Annotated in this window: 14 protein-coding genes and 1 pseudogene; 4 read left to right on the forward strand and 11 right to left on the reverse strand. The window is 42.2% G+C overall.

Going from position 1 to position 19,083, the window contains the following annotated elements; all coding sequences use genetic code 11:
* Positions 1–170: 170 nt before the first annotated feature.
* The 6 genes and pseudogenes from dnaX to FQ083_RS07630 form a co-directional block, all read right to left on the reverse strand.
* A pseudogene (gene dnaX, locus FQ083_RS07605) lies at positions 171–1,592 on the reverse strand (DNA polymerase III subunit gamma/tau); the annotation flags it as partial.
* 173 nt (positions 1,593–1,765) lie between these two features.
* Complete coding sequence (locus FQ083_RS07610; RefSeq protein WP_262880996.1) at positions 1,766–3,061, reverse strand: hypothetical protein; 1,296 nt, start codon at positions 3,059–3,061, stop codon at positions 1,766–1,768.
* 119 nt (positions 3,062–3,180) lie between these two features.
* Entirely contained in the window at positions 3,181–4,725 is a 1,545-nt protein-coding gene (gene lysS, locus FQ083_RS07615) for a lysine--tRNA ligase (RefSeq protein WP_149409425.1), read from the reverse strand.
* A gap of 136 nt (positions 4,726–4,861) precedes the next feature.
* Positions 4,862–5,350, reverse strand: coding sequence for a hypothetical protein (locus FQ083_RS07620; protein WP_149409426.1), 489 nt, complete (start codon positions 5,348–5,350; stop codon positions 4,862–4,864).
* 39 nt (positions 5,351–5,389) lie between these two features.
* Positions 5,390–6,478 carry a peptide chain release factor 1 gene (prfA, locus tag FQ083_RS07625; protein WP_149409427.1) on the reverse strand — a complete coding sequence of 363 codons (1,089 nt, stop codon included), beginning with the start codon at positions 6,476–6,478 and terminating at the stop codon, positions 5,390–5,392.
* Positions 6,479–6,720: 242 nt separating this feature from the next.
* Positions 6,721–7,866 carry a beta-ketoacyl-ACP synthase III gene (locus FQ083_RS07630; RefSeq protein ID WP_149409428.1) on the reverse strand — a complete coding sequence of 382 codons (1,146 nt, stop codon included), beginning with the start codon at positions 7,864–7,866 and terminating at the stop codon, positions 6,721–6,723.
* Positions 7,867–8,186: 320 nt separating this feature from the next.
* Between FQ083_RS07630 and pnuC the strand changes: the two genes are divergently transcribed.
* A complete protein-coding gene (pnuC, locus tag FQ083_RS07635; protein WP_149409429.1) occupies positions 8,187–8,939 on the forward strand; it encodes a nicotinamide riboside transporter PnuC in 753 nt (250 codons plus the stop codon).
* Entirely contained in the window at positions 8,890–9,498 is a 609-nt protein-coding gene (locus FQ083_RS07640; protein WP_149409430.1) for an AAA family ATPase, read from the forward strand. The genes pnuC and FQ083_RS07640 overlap by 50 nt, the downstream gene beginning before the upstream one ends.
* 37 nt (positions 9,499–9,535) lie before the next feature.
* On the opposite strand, the gene FQ083_RS07645 is transcribed toward FQ083_RS07640, so the two are convergent.
* Positions 9,536–10,219 (reverse strand): DUF421 domain-containing protein, encoded by a 684-nt coding sequence (locus FQ083_RS07645; RefSeq protein WP_149409431.1) that lies wholly within the window; start codon positions 10,217–10,219, stop codon positions 9,536–9,538.
* Positions 10,220–10,322: 103 nt separating this feature from the next.
* On the opposite strand from FQ083_RS07645, the gene FQ083_RS07650 reads away from it, so the two are divergent.
* Positions 10,323–11,237: a DMT family transporter gene (locus tag FQ083_RS07650; protein WP_149409432.1), complete on the forward strand. Its 915-nt coding sequence runs from the start codon at positions 10,323–10,325 to the stop codon at positions 11,235–11,237.
* Positions 11,238–11,378: 141 nt separating this feature from the next.
* Positions 11,379–12,791 carry an aspartate ammonia-lyase gene (locus tag FQ083_RS07655; RefSeq protein WP_149409433.1) on the forward strand — a complete coding sequence of 471 codons (1,413 nt, stop codon included), beginning with the start codon at positions 11,379–11,381 and terminating at the stop codon, positions 12,789–12,791.
* Positions 12,792–12,955: 164 nt separating this feature from the next.
* On the opposite strand, the gene FQ083_RS07660 is transcribed toward FQ083_RS07655, so the two are convergent.
* The 4 genes from FQ083_RS07660 to FQ083_RS07670 all read right to left on the reverse strand — a co-directional run bounded on the left by FQ083_RS07660 (position 12,956) and on the right by FQ083_RS07670 (position 19,015).
* Positions 12,956–13,411, reverse strand: a complete 456-nt coding sequence (locus FQ083_RS07660) for a GlcG/HbpS family heme-binding protein (RefSeq protein ID WP_149409434.1) — start codon at positions 13,409–13,411, stop codon at positions 12,956–12,958.
* A gap of 106 nt (positions 13,412–13,517) precedes the next feature.
* Positions 13,518–13,673 carry a hypothetical protein gene (locus FQ083_RS12665; protein ID WP_188004093.1) on the reverse strand — a complete coding sequence of 52 codons (156 nt, stop codon included), beginning with the start codon at positions 13,671–13,673 and terminating at the stop codon, positions 13,518–13,520.
* Between the two features lie 273 nt (positions 13,674–13,946).
* Entirely contained in the window at positions 13,947–18,212 is a 4,266-nt protein-coding gene (hrpA, locus tag FQ083_RS07665) for an ATP-dependent RNA helicase HrpA (RefSeq protein WP_262881002.1), read from the reverse strand.
* 245 nt (positions 18,213–18,457) lie between these two features.
* Positions 18,458–19,015: a DUF1543 domain-containing protein gene (locus tag FQ083_RS07670; protein ID WP_149409435.1), complete on the reverse strand. Its 558-nt coding sequence runs from the start codon at positions 19,013–19,015 to the stop codon at positions 18,458–18,460.
* Positions 19,016–19,083 lie beyond the last annotated feature (68 nt).

Consider the following 19,083-nt stretch of genomic DNA (forward strand, 5'->3'; position numbering starts at 1 on the left):
TCAAGAGCGGCTTAAACAACAGCTTCTAGATATTCTTGTACCAACGCTTCAACAACGGGTTCAACAACGGGTTCAACAACGGGTTCAACAACGGGTTCAACAACGGGTTCAACAACGGGTTCAACAACGGGTTCAACAACGGGTTCAACAACAGGTTCAACAACAGGTTCAACAACAGGTTCAACAACAGGTTCAGGCTGATTATTGGACAATTCTAGCGTGTCATAAACGCTAGAATTGTCATACTGGCTTAAATGACTAGCCTCGTCATTTGAATAATATTTCTCATGTTGAGTAATACTATTATCAGCGCCAACATCCTGTTTATCATTGACACTTATATCAATATTCTCATAAACGATATTATCAGATTGAGTTTGTAATTCTAATGATGATGACACTGGCTCAGTGATTAACGTAGCGCTAGAGACAGTGGTAGTAGGTTTTTCTATAGCCGTTACTGTACTATCAGGTACATTGGCTAATATCTCATCAACCGGTAAGGGACGAAAAGCTAAGAGACGTAAAATACACATCTCAAGTGCTTGCATCGGCGTACTGGCAAGCTTTACGCCTTCCCGTGCTTGTACCACAATTTCATAATAAAGCTGTAATACGTCAGGGCTCATATGCTGGGCAAGCTGATCGATTTGCTGTGCTTGCGCTTCATTGACATTGAGAGCGACTTCGGGCAGCAGCTGACACAATGCCAACTGATGCAATAGCTCAGCGAGTCCGTCAAACATACTGCTAGCATCAACCATTTGCGCACGCATCTGCTCGATATGGGCAGCGACAGCAGGCTTATCATGATTATAGATATCTGTAATTAAGCTCACTAAGTCGGCCGCATCAATCAAGCCGAGCATTGAATTAACGGTCACATCATCAAGCGCACCTTGGCCAAAAGCAATGGCTTGATCGGTTAACGATAAGGCATCACGTACCGAACCTTTTGCCGCACTAGCCAATTGCCAAAGTGCAGGCTGTGTATAGCCTACTTGTTCTTGGGTTAGAACATTGGCTAAATGCTCACTGAGCAAGCTTTGCGACAAAGGACGCAATACGAACTGCAGACAGCGCGAGATAATAGTAATCGGCAGCTTTTGAGGATCCGTAGTGGCTAATAGGAACTTGACATGCTCAGGCGGCTCTTCCAAGGTTTTGAGTAGCGCATTAAAGCTGTGTGTTGACAACATATGCACTTCGTCAATCAGGTAGACTTTATAACGGCCTTGGCTTGGCGCATACGGCACATTATCCAGTAGCTCGCGCGTGTCCTCAACTTTGGTACGAGAAGCCGCATCAATCTCAATCAGATCAATAAAACGCCCTTGATCAATCGCCACGCAATTATCACACACGCCACATGGGGTACTGGTAATGCCAGTATCACAGTTCAAACATTTAGACAAAATACGGGCGATGGTCGTCTTACCGACGCCGCGCGTACCCGTAAATAGATAAGCATGATGCAGACGATTGTAATCAATGGCATTAATCAATGCCTGTGAGACATGCGTTTGCCCAATCAACTCGTGAAAGTTTTTGGGGCGGTATTTGCGGGCTAAAACTTGATATTGCTGCGTCATAATGAATGCCAAGGTAAGTCGTAAAAATATAAGTAAAGCATCAAATTAGCAATTTATCTTAAAATCAGTTATCGAAGCTAAGTGTCAAAAATAAGTGTCGAAACTAACTATTGAACCTAACTATCCAAACCAAGCATCAAAAACAGCTATCAAACTTAAGTCTCAAAACTAGGCTATGATTGAGCTCTCAATTGAGCCAATTGTTGATATAAACGCTGCGTATTCGCATCGATAAGCGATCCATGCTGATGGAAAGCATCTAGATGTACTTCGGTATTCACGCTATCTTCACAAGGTCTGATATCGACACCAATTAAAAACAGCTCTTGCATAACGGGCTGCTGCATCTGAGCGTTGAGCTCAAATAGCAAATCTTGATGACCAGCACGAACTTTATCTGCACTTAACGAGCTATTGCTATCTTGCGCATAAAATACCATCAAATAATGGCGACCAAATACATTGTAAGAGTGCTCATGGCGCACATAACCTGTCCAGCGCGATTCTTGGTCAATTGTTCTATGGGCCAATATTTTTTCTATCAAACACGCATAGGTGTACATGGATTCATCGACCAAAATATCAACCTGCTCTTTTGGTAGTGGGTTACCCGCTTCATAACAGCTTTTGATTAAACTATTAAAAAGCTTGTACCACATTCGAGTATTTTTCTGAATCTCTGCCATCAGCGCTGCCGCAAACTCAGTTTGGTTAGGCTCTGCTGCTTTTATCAATCGTGGTTCAATCTGTGCTATCAATCCATGACTGACCAATTGCTCTTGAACTTCAATCGCCCTATGATGAAAATCTGGCGATTGTAAGAACTGCACAAGCAAAGTCGACTCGTCTGCAAACGTCTCAAGCCCAGTCAGTTTACTGCGATGAAACGCTAGATAGGCGGTCAAATCACTTGGCGTCACCAACTGGTTTAATATCTCAGCAAAGTTCTGGTAGCTAAATACTTGTAGAACGCTGTGTTCATCGTCCAAATCTAATACACAATCTTCAGCAAAGAACTGACTGCCATACTCATAACCAACCGCATAAGATGGCAATGATGAATACTGGTTTTGTAGATCATTATGATCGCAATCTTGATGCTGGACTGAAAGTGATGTTAATCCAATAAAATATACGGGTTTATTAGATGTCGCTTCATTTTTATGAGTGATGGCTTTATCGTTTTTGAGATAAAGATGTGCATGTTGCTTGATAAGCTGATTGACAACTTCTTTTCTCCATGTACGAACTTGACTAGTATCAATGCCTTGCTTACTTGCCTGCATCACGACATCATTGACAATAAGATCAATCGTCGCATTAGAGAACTTGAAAACAAAATCATAACCCTGAAAATATTCAGGGCTAGTGATTTTATTTTCTGATAAGTCATACAAAGACAAAAAACTCTGTTGAATCATCTGTTGCCAAATCGAGGGCGTTACTTGCTGATTGTCCATAGTATGCATAATGTCCCTATTAATTAAGTACTAAAAAACCATATAAGGCTATTTCATTAAAATTAGAAATAGCCATCTTATGTTCAGTTTAGTACTAGGATAGACTTATGACAAGCAACTGTCTTTCTTTATCCTTCCAGCTTACGGCGCATGTGTGGGAATAAAATAACATCACGGATACTGGCAGAGTCTGTCAATAGCATCACTAAGCGATCAATACCGATACCCTCACCTGCTGTTGGCGGTAAACCATAAGACAGAGCTTCGATATACTCTGCATCGAAATGCATCGCTTCATCATCGCCAGCGTCTTTTTCAGCCACCTGACCAAGGAAACGCTCAGCCTGATCTGCAGGATCATTGAGCTCACTAAAGCCATTAGCCAACTCACGACCACCGACAAACAGCTCAAAACGATCCGTAATCTCAGGGTTATCATCACTACGGCGTGCTAGCGGTGAGGTTTCAGCAGGGTATTCAGTGATAAACGTTGGCTGACGCAATTGGTGCTCAGCGGTTTCTTCAAAGATGATGGTCTGCAACTTACCCACACCAAAGACATCCTTTACCTGTTGCTTTAGCGTTGTCGATGCGTACTCTGCAAGATACTCACGATCGTTAATACGATTCATATCAAAGTTTTCTGCATATTTGGCAATCGCATCAGACATAGATAGACGTATAAATGGCGCTTTTAGGCTAATGGCTTCTTCTTGGTAAGTAATCTCTGTCGTTCCCAAGATATCCGTCGCCAATTCATTAAATAAGCGCTCAGTCAAATCCATCAAATCATGATAATCCGCATACGCTTGATAGAACTCAATCATGGTAAATTCAGGATTATGACGGGTTGAAACGCCTTCATTACGGAAGCTACGGTTAATCTCAAATACTTTCTCAAAGCCACCAACGACCAAGCGCTTAAGATAAAGCTCAGGAGCAATACGCAGATATAATGGCATGTCTAACGCATTATGATGAGTCACAAACGGACGTGCCACTGCACCACCTGGGATCGGATGCATCATAGGCGTTTCAACTTCCATAAAACGCTCATTTAGCATAAATTTGCGAATACCGCTGATAACCTGACTGCGCACCATAAAGGTATCACGGGTCGTCTCATTGGTCATCAAATCAAGATGACGATTGCGATAGCGTGCTTCCACATCTGCTAGACCATGAAATTTATTTGGCATTGGGCGTAATGCTTTGGTCAATAACTCAATCTCTTCAATATGTACGTACAAATCGCCTTTGCCTGAACGACCGATATAACCTGATACACCAACGATATCACCCAAGTCTAGCGATTTGATGTCTGCTAACGTCTGCTCATCTAACTCTTTGCGTGCCACATATAACTGGATACGACCTGTCATATCTTGGATAACAATAAACGCCCCACGGTTCAGCATGACGCGACCGGCGACATTCACCTTTGTTTTTTCGCCTTTAGCATCATTGTCAGCAATTTCTTGTTTTGAGATACCCTCAAAAGCTGCCTGCAAGTCTTGAGCATAATCTGTGCGCTTAAACGTATTCGGATAAGGCTGTTTACCTGAAGCGACGATATCATCCAGCTTGGCTTGCAATTGGGCAATCAGCTCATTAGCGTCTTCTGGAGCTTGCTCTTGATTGTTTTGCTGATTTTGATTATTAGGCTTTGACATAACACTCTCAAAATTATTAGATAATTAAAGGAATAAACGAAAACGATAAACTTAAATTAAGGGATTAAAACAAAAAATTCAAATTAGGCAGCTGCCTAATGATTATGTGGCTTTAGTATTAAAAATAAATAGTAAATTAATCAACACAGATAGCAGGTTGTGCCACACCTTTTTCTATGGTTTGATAACAGCCAAAACCGCTGCTGTCACTAGCGCATTGCCCTGACTGAGTCTTGACATTGGCAGCTATAAACTCACCGGTATTTTTGCACTTACCTTGGCAGTCGGTACTGTCTTGGCAAGCTTTTCCTGCATCGGTATAAGTCACCACACATTGATAACAACCAAGCCGACCTTGCTGTGAAAACGCGCCACCCTTCGCAGTACACGCTTGTACCAGCTCGTTAGGCGGATAAATGCACGCTTGATAAGAAAACGGGTCATTTTTATTAGTCGTTGCGGTATTAGTCGTTACACTACTATCGCTCTGGTCTGGCTGTACGACTGACGTTGATAAAGGCGTGACGCTACAAGCAGATAACCAAAACGCCATTAATATCGCGACAATACTTATCGCGATTTTATTAAACGGTAATAGTAGCGATGAGTTGGTTATCATATGCATAGCATACGCCTCTTATTTTATAGGCTTATGAATCTTTTATTAAACACCGCCAATACTTGCCATCAAGTCCGCTTGATGCTCACGTAACAGCGCATCAAGGATTTCATCCAAGTCACCTTCCATAATAGAATCAAGCTTATATAAAGTCAGATTAATACGATGATCCGTCATACGTCCTTGCGGGAAATTATAGGTGCGGATACGCTCTGAACGATCGCCACTACCGACCAAATCGCGACGTATCGTATCAGCGGCATCTACCTGTGCTTGGACTTTGACTTGCTGAATTTTTGATATCAGCATTTTCATTGCTTGCGCACGGTTTTTATGTTGACTGCGTTCTTGTTGACACTCTACCACGGTACCCGTTGGTATATGCGTCAAACGTACAGCAGAGTCGGTAGTATTCACGTGCTGACCACCAGCACCGCTTGAGCGGAAAGTATCAAAGCGAATATCAGCTGGATTCAGATCAACCGTATCATCAATTTCAACTTCAGGCATTACAGCGACAGTACAGGCTGACGTATGCACTCGACCTTGGCTTTCTGTATCAGGTACACGCTGAACACGATGTACACCAGACTCAAACTTTAGACGACCATAAACGCTATTACCAGACACACGAGTAATGATTTCTTTATAACCCCCATGCTCACCCTCATTGGCTGACAAAATCTCTAAAGTCCAGCCTTGGTTCTGGGCAAATTTTTGGTACATACGGAACAAATCACCAGAGAAAATCGCTGCTTCATCACCACCTGTCCCTGCACGAATCTCAAGGAATGCGGGCACTTTGTCGTTAGGGTCTTTTGGCAGCATCATGAGATTAAGTGCTTCTTCCATCTCTACGATAGTATCGCGAGCACTGTCAATCTCTTCTTGCATCATCTCTTTCATGTCAGGATCTGATGCTTCTTTTAGCATCGCTTCTGCATCAGCTTGATCCTTTTCTGCACCAACATAGTTCTGCCATAAAGTGGTGATATCCATCAAGTCACTATGCTCAACGGACAGCTCACGGAATTTATTGTTATCACTGATGACACTCGGGTCTGATAATAAGGCAGTGACCTCTTCATAACGGTCTACCATTTGGTCTAAACGCAGGCGTAAGGATTCTTTCATAAAAGGACTTTTAATTGAATAATTGAAATAAGACGGTGATTATAGCAAATTTTTGCGCTTAAATTAAAACCTCTCAGCAATCTTGTCAATATATGAACAAACTTTTCTACTGCTTGCACCATATCGACACTTTTTTCTGATAATTTGAATACAGCATCAGCTTCCCTTAAAATTTAAATAAAAAAATAGCCAAGAATACTCTTGGCTATTTTGCTAATAATTAAGACTCAAGGCTTAAAAAATTAGACCTTACGGACGATTACTGACCCAATAGAGTAACCAGCACCAAACGAGCAAATAACACCCAGATCACCGGATGCAAGGTCATCTTTATAGCGATGAAATACAATCATCGGGCTGGCTGAGCTGGTATTGGCAAATTCAGCAATGACACTCGGTACAATAGCTTTGTCTGCTTCTTTACCGATGACCGTACGCAAGATTAAATCTAGCATATTGGCATTGGCTTGGTGCAGCCACATCATTTTTACATCAGAGGTTGGGATATTGTTTTCTTGTAGATGCTCAGTAATGACTTCTGACACTTTTGGACAGACTTCACGGAAGACTTTACGACCATTTTGTAAGAATAATTTATCGGTTACTGGCTCTTTAAGATCCGGATACATCTCTGTTTGCGCTGCCAAAAACTCTGAGCGATCCATAAAACCGTATTCGTTTTTGATATTGGTTGAAAACTGAGTAAATAGCTTAGAGTTTAGAATCTCATAGCCTTTAGGCGTATCGAGTTCTTCTACGATGCAAGCAGTGGCAACATCACCAAAGATAAAATGACTGTCACGGTTACGCCAGTTTAAATGCGCTGAAGTAATTTCAACGTTGACCACAGCGACGCGCTTAGCAAGACCTGATGCGATAGAACCATGTGCTTGTGATAGACCAAAAGTCGCCGCACTACAAGCCACATTCATATCATAAGCAAAGCCGCCCACCATACCGATCGCATTTTGAATCTCGATAGAGACGGCTGGGTAAGTACGCTGAAAGTTTGAGCAGGCAAGGATGATACCATCTAAATCATTGGCCTCAAGTCCTGCATCAGCCAAGGCATCATTTAACGCAGCTACACCCATTTCTGCCATGATAGACAGCTCTTCGCCCAAGTTACGATAAGCGATAACAGGTGCCATGATGTCAGGATTTAAGATGCCGTCTTTTTCCATCACATAGCGTGATTTGATACCAGATACTTTTTCGATAAAAGCCGCTGATGAAGGTTGAAGAGCCGTGAGTGTGCCTGCTTCAATGTCAGCCGCGTGTTTTGTATTATAGTTTTCAACATACTGATTAAAGGACTCTACCAGTTCTTCATTACTGATGCTAAAAGGCGGGATATACAGGCCGGTGCCTGTGATACAAGTCGTCATGATACGCTTCCTTGTCTACTACTATGGTGCTTGAAATAAGCATAAGGTGAAGTAAAACAACAGTCGTCTAATTTTGGGTGAATGACTGTAAACTTAAAATAAGTGCCTTTATTATGCCTGAATATTATTATTTTTCTAATACTTTGTTACAAATAATCAGCTTCTTGCCAAGAATAAGCAAAGATTGGCTTCATTTTGCGGCAGCTGCGTTATAATCAGCCTTGCTTACTCACGTTATTTGTATAAATAATTGATCTGCATTTTGATTGTCTACATCTCTATTAAGAAATATCAAACTTATTATCTATTTTGGAATGACAATGGTGGAACTTTTGCATTGGTTGTTTGGTCAGTATGCCGACTATCCGACCTTGTTTATCGGGTTGGAATTGATTGCGGTTATCTTTGGGGTAGCCAGTGTACTACTCGCCAGTAAAACCAATATTTTGGTATTCCCTATTGGCTTGGTCAGCACCGCTATATTTGTCTATCTGTTATGGAAATGGCAATTATTTGGTGATATGTTTATCAATGCTTATTATACCATTATGAGTATTTATGGCTGGATAAATTGGTCAAAAAATAAAGAACTTACACAGCATCGAGACCATATAAACCCCACCGCTCAACAGCATAACCAAGAGCTTAAAACTACTGATGCGCCAAACCTTATCCAAGTAGAACGTTTAGATAAAAATGACGTACCTATATTGGCACTATTAGCCGCGGCAACTATATCTTTTGTTGGTCTGGTTTATTATTTTAGACCAGTTATCAATAACAACTTCATCTTTGATGGCGCTGAGCTTGGCATGCATCTATTTACGTGGGTTGACTATACTGATATGTTGACCACTGCCTTGTTTTTGATGGCGATGTGGCTGATGGCACGGCGCAAGATTGAGCATTGGATACTCTGGATTATCGCTGATGCTATCTCAGTACCGCTCTATTTTTATAAAGGTCTAACCTTTACAGCATTACAATACGTAGTCTTCACTCTTATCGCAATTTGGGCTTATTATGAATGGCAACGACGCTATCGCCTTCAATCTCACGCAGCATACGCCTAAATCCGTCATCAAGGTCGCAGTTTTAGGCGCAGAAAGTACGGGAAAAACCACACTGTGCCGTGATTTGGCCGCGCATTTTGACTGCCCTTGGGTGCCAGAATATATGCGCACCTATCTGCAAGAAAAATGGGATAAAGAGCAGCTGACCTGTACGTGGGAGGACTTGCTGCCTATTGCAGAAGGTCAGATTGAGTTAGAAAATAAACTGGCTCAACAAGCCTTGCAAACAGCTGATAATAAACATTATTTATTTTGCGATACCAGCTTGTTTGAGCTGATGGTTTATTCCAATTGGTATTATGGCGATTGCCCTGAAACGCTTACCCAAGCAGCATTGGTACATCATTATGACTTAATACTATTAACCGACGTTGATACACCTTGGGTTGCTGATGACTTGCGTGATAGCCCACATCAGCGCGATGAAATAAGCGCTTATTTTGCTGATCAGTTAACAGCTTATAACAAACCATTTCAATCAATTGGTGGTGATAGAGAGGTGCGGGTTCAACAAGTGATAAAATTGCTAGATACATTTAAATTAAATAATAATGCTTAGGCTATTTAATAAACACTGTTGAATCTTGTGCCAATTTCTACCTTACGAGCTTAGTGTTTAAGGCTTTTGCCCAATTCCGGCAGTTATCTTCACAGCGCTCGCAAGGCTGATTGGCATCGGAGATAAAATCTAAATGTCCACAATACATACAGGCGTAATATGTTCCTGATTCTACCTGCTCAACCGCCTGATACTGTTTCGGGAAAAGTGGCAGACCATAGCCGGTGTCATCAGGTGGGTATAATAACAGGCTAAAATTGCCATCGGTTTCAAGCAAACCGGTACGAACTTGACCTAGATGCTCGACCCCCTGTTGGCGCATTTCCGCAAAAAACTCATCATGTGACATTTTCCCTTCTGCTATTTTGTCGTGTACCAGCATGCCATCTTCGACAATATATAAGGACTTCCCTTCTAACAAATCTTCAAAAGGCTGATATTTCATCATGCCCCATGTACAGAGACGGTAAAGCAGTATTACCGTACTCATGATTAGTACCGCTTGGATAATCGGTAAATCCTCGGTAAACATCGGGTCACCTGCGATAGAGCCCAATGACAAGATGATGGTCAGCTCAAAGATAGATAACTGTCGAACGCCGCGCTTGCCGGTAAAGCGCAAAAATGAAATGATGAGCACAAACATGACAATGACACGTATCAGTATCTCAGCAGCAAATGTCCATGTTGTATCATGAATGAAAATACTTGCCCAATCCATATTTTTTCCCTTGTTATTATTGTTAATGATGGCATCAAAACCACTCTATTTAAAGCTGCTCTATTTTATGCAAAAACTCACTTATTAATTGTAGGAATTATTTTTGAAAGTCACATTGTATACGCTGATTGCGTTAATAGCCTTTGCTGCAAACTCTCTGTTTTGTAGGATGGCCTTAGCAGAGGGTTATATAGACGCTTGGAGCTTTACCATTGTTCGCCTATTAAGCGCTGCTGTCTGCTTGAGTATGATCATGGCAGCTCAGTCCTACTACTTAAGACATCGCAAATTGAGACTTAGTCATTCTTTCAATGAAGAGATATTAAGTGAAAGAGGGAATTGGCTGAGTAGCATAAGCTTAGTTATTTATGCGCTGTGTTTTTCGATTGCCTATGTAGAGCTTGAGACTGGCACTGGGGCGCTGATTTTATTTTCAGCGGTTCAGCTCACTATGATTGGTTGGGGGATTTATAAAAAAGAGACATTGAGTCATTTGCAATGGATTGCCTTTGTTATTGCCATCACAGGGTTTGTATATTTGATGCTACCATCGGCCTCAATGCCTTCATTACTCGCTGCCATGCTCATGGCAATCAGCGGTGTGGCGTGGGGTATCTATAGCATACGCGGCAAGACCTGTCTCTCACCGCTGCGAGCCACAGGTTTTAATTTCATCAGAAGTTTGCTAGCGATACCGATATTATTAGTCGCTGGTTTTATATATCAAAACATTATGGATGTGCAACTCATTCATATCGACAGTATCACCATGGAAGGGATATGGTTGGCGTGTGCATCAGGGGCAATTGCCTCTGGCATCGGCTACAGCATCTGGTATATAGCAATGCCTTTATTAAAAAACACACAGGCTGCCGTTATACAGCTTTGTGTGCCCGTGCTTGCAGCTTTACTGGGCGTGGTGATTTTGTCTGAGCCGATCACTTTAACTTTTATGATAGCAAGTACTGTCATCTTGAGCGCAGTATTGGTCTTTATTTTAAATAAACAGCCATATTAGTCACAATATAAGGCGCTTATGCTGAAATGTTGTCTATAATGCTCATTTGAGGCGACATCGCCATAGTGATAACAGGGTTTTATAAATATCGCAGGCGATGGCCGTTTTTATCAGGGTTTTTTATTGAAGGAATTTTATTAAATGACAACCACTACTCGCCAAGAATACGACTTACTTGGTCATCGCGATGTGCCGGCTGACGCTTACTATGGCATCCAAACTCTACGTGCTTTTGAAAACTTTACCGTTAGTGGTGTGCGCTTACATCAGTTTTCCACCTTTATCCGCGCATTTGCTACGGTCAAAAAAGCAGCTGCTATTGCCAATAATAAAGTTGGTGTATTAAACGACGTTGTTGAAGATGCAATCGTTGCGGCATGTGATGATTTAATCGCTAATAAATACCATGAGCAGTTTATCGTCGATATGTTTCAAGGCGGCGCAGGTACCTCAACCAATATGAATGTCAATGAGGTTATTGCCAATCGTGCTTTAGAGATATTGGGCTATGAAAAAGGACAATATCAGCATGTCCATCCAAACAATCATGTTAATCTTTCGCAATCGACCAATGACGCTTATCCAACAGCGTTAAATGTTGCATTAGACGATTATTGCACGCGTCTGTTGGGTAAGATGGCAATGCTGCATCAAAGCTTAGTCAATAAGAGTATTGAATTTGCCGATCACTTAAAAATGGGTCGCACTCACCTACAAGATGCGGTACCGATGACTGCAGGTCAAGAGTTCAATGCTTTTGCAACCATGGTCAAAAAAGAGATGATACGTATCGAGTCAACTCGTGCATTGTTTCATGAAATTAATATGGGTGGTACCGCTATCGGTACTGGCTTGAATGCACCTGCTGGGTATTCAGAGCTGTGTGCTGAGACGTTACAAGAGCTGACTGGGAGACCTTATTATATCGCTGAAGACTTAATTGAAGCCACACAAGATACCAGTGCTTATGTCGCTTTGTCTGGCAATCTGCGTCTATTTGCTGCTCGTCTATCAAAGATTGCCCATGATCTGCGCTTACAATCATCAGGTCCTCGTGCAGGCTTGGCACAATATCGCCTGCCTGAGATGCAGCCTGGTAGCTCAATCATGCCGGGTAAAGTAAACCCTGTTATACCTGAGGTGGTCAATCAAGCGTGTTTTCATGTAATGGGTATTGATACCGCTATCGTCATGGCATCAGAAAACGCTCAGCTACAGCTCAACGTCTTTGAGCCAGTCATTGCCTTCAACTTATTTACCGGTATGAGCATGATGGCAAATATCTGTGAGATGTTTGCCACGCGCTGTATCGATGGCGTAATGATGAATAATGAAGCGTGTAATACGGAAGTATTCAACAATATTGGTCTAGTTACCGCATTAAATCCGCATTTGGGTTATGAGTCGTCCACCTATGTCGCTAGAAAAGCCCAAGAAACTGGCGGTCGTGTTTATGACATTGTTCTAGAAGAGAATCTGATGGATAAAGAGACATTAGACAATCTACTCTCTCCTGCTAACATGGTCTATCCAAAGGTCAAACTAAGCCCTTAGTTTTTCTTTTTTAACGTAAGAAGGCTGAGTTAGCGATTGCTAATCCAGCCTTTTTTTATTTTATTCATACCTGCATTATTTGGGGAAAGCCTATAAGCTATATCTACGCACTGTCTAAAGATTGTGAAAATTAAAAATTAGTGCGTGGAACTCGCCCTATGTATTTACTCTAAAACGCTTAAGCCTGCGCGAGCAATACTTACGTCTTCATTGCCATGTGCGCCGCCCACACCAATACCACCAGCCACAATACCATCGATATAGACAGGAATACCGCCCGGCATGATCAATATGTTTTCATCAAGGTACCTGATGTCGGCAGCAATACTACCGTCCGCAACGCCTCTAGCGATAACCGCTGTTTCTCTTTTTTGCGAATTGGCTGTATAGGCTTTTTTATAACTTGAGCGAATAGTGTGCACACCCGCTCGGTGATCCTTTAAAAAGGCCAGTATTTGCCCAGAACGATCAACCACCGTCACCGATACCATTAGACCATGCCTTTTAGACTCTATAAATGCAGCATTTACCATATCTTGTGCCATCTCGCCTGTAAGTAACGAGATTTTTGTATCTTGTGTCTCAGTACAAGAGACGCTATCCATAGCTGTAATTCCCATCTTCAATCCTTGATTTGATTTTATGAATAATTCATTGTCTTTGCTTAACTCTCAGGCGCAAGCTTCATAGTAATAATCAGCATGCTCACCAATGTGATAAGTAGTATCAGCCAAACGGCTTGAAAGCTACTTGACCACTCACGCAAAAATCCGGCAAAGTACGGAATAATCGCGGTAATAACAAACTAATACCTTGTACAAATGCGGTCACAGCACCAGCCAATGTAGGAGATGACAGAGATTCAAATATGACTGTTAACATGAAAGAGATACATTAATTTTGTAAAAATGATAACTGAAACACTGTAGAGGTTAGCAATCGGTGCATGGGGACTGCTTGAATATTTATTTCTCTAGAAAGGCTTGTAAGTTATGAGCTTAGCAGCCAGTGTCATGATAATATCTAAGATATCTATATAAGCGGTTGAATAAGCTTTTTGATAATACGGGCAAGAGTGTCATGCTTTTAGCAAATGGCAACTAAAAGCATGACCATAAAAATTTGCGAACGGTTACTGAAGTACTTACTTTCATGCTAACTTATTTTATCCCATATCTTACTGAGACGCTTGGGCGATACCGCCATACGGGTTTTCATCGGTTGAGCAAACAGTTGAATGCGGTACTCCTCGACCATCCAGCGGTAATCGCTGATGGCTTTATCATTAGCACGTCCTGCAAGTCTTTCCATATGTAAGTCAAGGGCATAGACGCCATCGAGGTCAGCTTCAACATTGTGCTCAAGGCGGTCGATACGAATCTCTAGCGCTTCCAGATAGCGTGGATACTGCTGCCAGTGGCTATAATCCATACGATAAACAAAATCAGCCAAATGCAAATCTGCTAACTGATCTTCAATATCTTCAATAGACTCGCCGAATATCTCTCGATCAAGCATTAGCATGCTTTGGCGAATACGTTGCCAGCGGGTATAAACGCTTTTGAGCGTTTTTATGACCGTTTGACCAATCAGCAAGAAGTTACTTAGTAGCACATCGAGCGTTTGGCTATACTCTTCAGGAGTAAAGGGTAGCTCCTCACTGAGTCCAACCGCAACATCATTAGCACTCTCAGGTAGGTCTGCCGTATGATTAAACAATACATAGTGCTCTTCGAGTGTTGCATCTAAAGTCGCATCAATGATGATAGTTTTAAGCTTTTCCATATCACCAAGCGGTGCGAACGCCAGTTTAAATATGTTGTCGACTTGACTGGTCAGCTGTTTTTTCTTTGAGCCAAGTCTGCTTTTGATTAGCGTTAACACCCCGATACGGTGCGCCTGCAGTGCTGCATTAACATCGGTATATTGATGGATAGATACCGCTTCACCTGCCTCGTCAGCAACCAAAGCAGCAAACTGCTTCATAACCACGCCTGCGCTATGATGGTTTTTACTAAAGGCGAAGTGCTCAGGAAATTCTGTATGCGCGCCTTGCTGCTCATTCACCGCTTGGCGAGTCTGAGAGGCATGGCGAATCTGTAGCGTTTGCAGATCGCGTCCTTTTTCGATGATACGGTTCTTATCATCGACCACGCAGATTTGTGGCTGCAAATAACGATCGATACTAGACGGATTAAAATGCTCGGCGGTGACTGACATAATGCCACGGCGGTTGAGTGCTTGGCAAAGCTGTTTTAATAACCCCTGTCCACCCGCAGGCTGCAACTCATCAAACAAACTATCGGCAGTATCAGGAATAGGTACAATCTGACGACGAATGTCTTTTGGTAATGACTTTAATAATTGCAATACCAGCTCATAACGCCAACCGGGTACACCCCATAACAATTCAATCGCATCAAGCTGCGGTAGGGCGACAAGCGGCACACGGATGGTCACCCCATCATCATCGCTTGCTGGATCAAAGATATAGCGTAGTGGCAGCTTTAAGTCACCAAGCTTCCACACTTCTGGGAAATCGCCTGTGGTCGGAGCTTGGCTATTAAGCACATCTTCATCAGTAAAGAACAGATACTTACTATCGGTTTTTTCAACTTCGGCACGCCAGTCTTCAAACGTTTTGCGGCTCGCAATATGATCGGGGATTTTTTTATCATAAAACTGATACAAGGACTCTTCATCGACCAATAGATCACGGCGGCGTAATTTATCCTCGATGCGTTCAATGTCAGCAATTTTATCCATATTATGCTGTAAGAACGGTGCTTGTCTACCTAAATTTCCAGTAACCAGACCGTCACGGATAAATATCTCACGCGACTCGCTTAGATTAACTTGCTCATAGTTGGTCAGTTGCTTGCTGATAATAATCAGACCAAATAAACTGATTTGGGCATAAGCTTTAACGCGGCCAGTTTTTTTCGACCAATGTGGCTCAAAGTAGTGATATTTTAATAAGTTACCGGCGGCTGAGATAATCCATTCTGGTTCAATCTTGGCAACGGTACGCATAAAGACTTGCGATGTCTCAACCACTTCAAAAGCCATGACCCAAGGTGGTATTTGCTTAAAAACCGTACTGGCTGGGAATATTTTGGCTTTCTGCTGGCGAGCGGCTAAGTATTCACCACGATTTTCAGTTTTGTGAGCAATCGTCGACAACAAACCCGTTAACAATGCGCGATGTAAATTGGCGTATTTAACCGCTTTGAGTGCTTCATCTTCAATCGCGGTAGGGTCACTGTGAGTCACTTCTTTCGAGGCATGCTTGTCAGCAGTTTTTGCCTCATTAGCATCAGTCAGCTTAAGATCAGTGACCATTTGTACTAACTGACGATGGGTTTGACTCCACTCACGTACACGCGGGAAGCTTAGATAGTTTTTCTTCGTAAACTGCTTACGCTGATTGCCAGACAACTTATTGCCATCTTCGTCTTTCTCAAACAGGGCTTTCCACAGACTTAAATAGAATAAAAAATCAGAATCATCTTGGCGAAATTCAGCATGCTTCTGATCCGCTTGCTGGCGCTTATTTACTGGCCGCTCGCGTGGATCTTGGACCGCAAGCGCCGCAACGACAATGAGCATTTCTCGCATACAATCAAAATCGCTACCAGCTACCAGCATACGTGCCAGCCTTGGATCGATTGGCATACGTGCCATCTTTTGACCAGTCGGTGTCAGAACCAGATGATCCAGACCCTGTTTTGATTTTGGCTTGTTAATTTTTTTAGCTGAAGGTACGTCGCTTTTAGCAGTAATCGCGCCCAATTCATCAAGCAATTTATGTCCATCAGTAACCAAGCGACTGTCAGGCGGCTCAATAAAGGCGAAATCATCGACGCTTCCTAGGCGCAGATTTGCCATTTGTAAAATAACGGATGCTAAGTTAGTGCGTAAAATCTCAGGTTCCGTAAATTCAGGACGACCAGTAAAGTCCTCTTCGCTATATAAACGAATACAAACACCCGGTGCAACACGACCGCAACGCCCTTTACGCTGATTGGCAGCAGCTTGCGAGATGGCTTCAATCGGTAAACGCTGTACGCGTGAACGATAAGAATAGCGTGATATACGCGCAAAACCCAAATCAATCACATAGCGGATACCCGGTACAGTCAATGCCGTCTCGGCGACGTTAGTCGCGATAACAATACGTCGGCCGCGACCTGAGGGCTGAAAGATACGTTGCTGCTCTTCATAGGTCTGCCTTGCAAATAGTGGCAACACTTCTGTATGTTTAGGGCCATGACGCTCAAGCACCTCTTGGAGCTCACGAATCTCAGCTTCAGTTGCAGCAAATATCAAGATATCTGCTTGATCGGCATGACCTTTATTTTGCGCATCGCTAAAGCATTCTTCGACTGCGGCAACCACCGCGCGAGGCAGATTCTCTTCAAAGTCATCGTAGCTATCATCGTCTGAGCTGGTTACAGGCTCATCTGTTAATGGACGATAACGCACTTCGACAGGGAAGCTTCGTCCTTCGACATTAAAAATCGGCGCAGGAATTTGCCGTTTAAGCTTATTATCGTAGCGACTAAAGTATTCACTAAAGCGTTTAGTATCCAGTGTCGCTGAGGTAATAATGACTTTTAAATCAGGGCGCTTGGGCAGCAGTTTTTTTAAATAACCCATAATAAAGTCAATGTTTAAACTACGCTCATGGGCTTCATCAATAATAATAGTATCGTATTTACTCAAAAAACGATCATGACCAAGTTCAGCAAGCAAAATACCATCAGTCATTAGTTTAACGACAGATTGCGCCGTACCCTGCTCATTAAAGCGAATCTTGAAGCTGACCGTATTACCAAGCTGCTCGCCCAATTCTTCAGCGATACGGTTTGCCACACTGCGTGCCGCCAGTCGTCGAGGCTGTGTATGCCCTATTTGCCCACGTATACCGCGCCCTGCTAACATTGCTAACTTAGGCAGCTGCGTAGTTTTACCTGAGCCTGTCTCACCTGCAACGATAATCACTTGGTTGTCGATGATTGCCTGAATCAAATCATCACCACGTTGGCTAACAGGGAGATCCTGATTCAGTTTTTCTGCCAGCCTATCTGGAATGCTCTCTATACGCGCTTGCACCGCTTGCTGCGAGCAAGCTTTTAATTGCTCATATTGGGCGCGTTTTTTATCCAAATCATTGCTATTTTTAACGTTGTGTTTGTCATCATTATTGCTATTTTTATTAGCAGACGATTTTGCACGTGCCAGCTCACGCTCAAGGCGACTGAGATAATACTCATCCTTCGCGAGCACAGGTAAATTAGCAACAGAAATAACCTGTTGAGTATCCACACTTTCTTTCTGCGTATTTTTTGTCTCGGCGTTCAGATTTTCGGCTTGTACAGGCTGGCTTTTTTCTTGATTTTCTGTTGAAGTATCAGGCATATTTACTTAGGCTATTTATTATTTAGGAGTAGTTAGATTATGGGGATAATTGAGCTGCGATTCAAGTTACTCGTGTATGGCCTAGACTTGAGTTGTTGCTTATAGAACGTATCAAATTTATAAAATAATCAAAAATCTCACAGAGATAAGGAGTGATTAGACGTATTTCTTAGAAGTCATAAATACATAAGCGACAATTAATATTGTCACAGTGCTAATTTTTTAAGATTTTTAATACTTAAATATCATACGTATTTTTTATCTTCTATAATATTTATACTTTTATCAAGCGCTCTAGCAAGAGGCTCGATAATGATTTTAACATTTGAGATAAGATCATTGACGTTATATATGTCGTCTATATCTACCTCAAACTTGTCATCAATATGTGACGCAGCGTTAAAAGGCGACGCTTTATCTTTAAAAGTAAATTGTTTATAAAATTCGCTCTGTTTGGCTTGTTTAACTGCATCTGCTTGGCTATCAGCCACGATAAGTAGCTTATAATGAAACTCTTCAAAACTGCCCTGCTGATAGCCGCCTAAATTGATAAAGAAGAGTTTTAAGTCGTTGGCGCACTGTGCTTGAATATTGGATTCCACTAATTTAATCACATAATTATCAACTTTGCTAATAGCGCGGTATGAATCAATATGCCACTTATTTTTCACTTCAGGCCAATGGTTATTGATATCTGCTATTAATTCATTAACCTGATTGGCCACGCCAAAAAATATATCGTGTTGTTCAATCAACCGCCCTTTGGGGCGACCGCCTAATTGAATCATATATAGGGTTAGCATTTTAGAGATTCCTTAGACATCTTATGTGTTCCTTGTTAGATAAACCTAGTCAGTCAATAGTCATCCCA

It is taken from the genome of Psychrobacter sp. ANT_H59 (genome assembly GCF_008369225.1).
Taxonomy (GTDB): Bacteria; Pseudomonadota; Gammaproteobacteria; order Pseudomonadales; family Moraxellaceae; genus Psychrobacter; species Psychrobacter cryohalolentis.

Bases quoted from the DNA above. Each gene is read 5' to 3' on its own strand.
- FQ083_RS07610 (WP_262880996.1), bottom strand. From the start codon at position 3,061: ATGCATACTATGGACAATCAGCAAGTAACGCCCTCGATTTGGCAACAG.
- lysS (WP_149409425.1), bottom strand. From the start codon at position 4,725: ATGTCAAAGCCTAATAATCAAAATCAGCAAAACAATCAAGAGCAAGCT.
- FQ083_RS07620 (WP_149409426.1), bottom strand. From the start codon at position 5,350: ATGCATATGATAACCAACTCATCGCTACTATTACCGTTTAATAAAATC.
- prfA (WP_149409427.1), bottom strand. From the start codon at position 6,478: ATGAAAGAATCCTTACGCCTGCGTTTAGACCAAATGGTAGACCGTTAT.
- FQ083_RS07630 (WP_149409428.1), bottom strand. From the start codon at position 7,866: ATGACGACTTGTATCACAGGCACCGGCCTGTATATCCCGCCTTTTAGC.
- pnuC (WP_149409429.1), top strand. From the start codon at position 8,187: ATGGTGGAACTTTTGCATTGGTTGTTTGGTCAGTATGCCGACTATCCG.
- FQ083_RS07640 (WP_149409430.1), top strand. From the start codon at position 8,890: ATGAATGGCAACGACGCTATCGCCTTCAATCTCACGCAGCATACGCCT.
- FQ083_RS07645 (WP_149409431.1), bottom strand. From the start codon at position 10,219: ATGGATTGGGCAAGTATTTTCATTCATGATACAACATGGACATTTGCT.
- FQ083_RS07655 (WP_149409433.1), top strand. From the start codon at position 11,379: ATGACAACCACTACTCGCCAAGAATACGACTTACTTGGTCATCGCGAT.
- FQ083_RS07660 (WP_149409434.1), bottom strand. From the start codon at position 13,411: ATGGGAATTACAGCTATGGATAGCGTCTCTTGTACTGAGACACAAGAT.
- FQ083_RS12665 (WP_188004093.1), bottom strand. From the start codon at position 13,673: ATGTTAACAGTCATATTTGAATCTCTGTCATCTCCTACATTGGCTGGT.
- hrpA (WP_262881002.1), bottom strand. From the start codon at position 18,212: ATGCCTGATACTTCAACAGAAAATCAAGAAAAAAGCCAGCCTGTACAA.
- FQ083_RS07670 (WP_149409435.1), bottom strand. From the start codon at position 19,015: ATGCTAACCCTATATATGATTCAATTAGGCGGTCGCCCCAAAGGGCGG.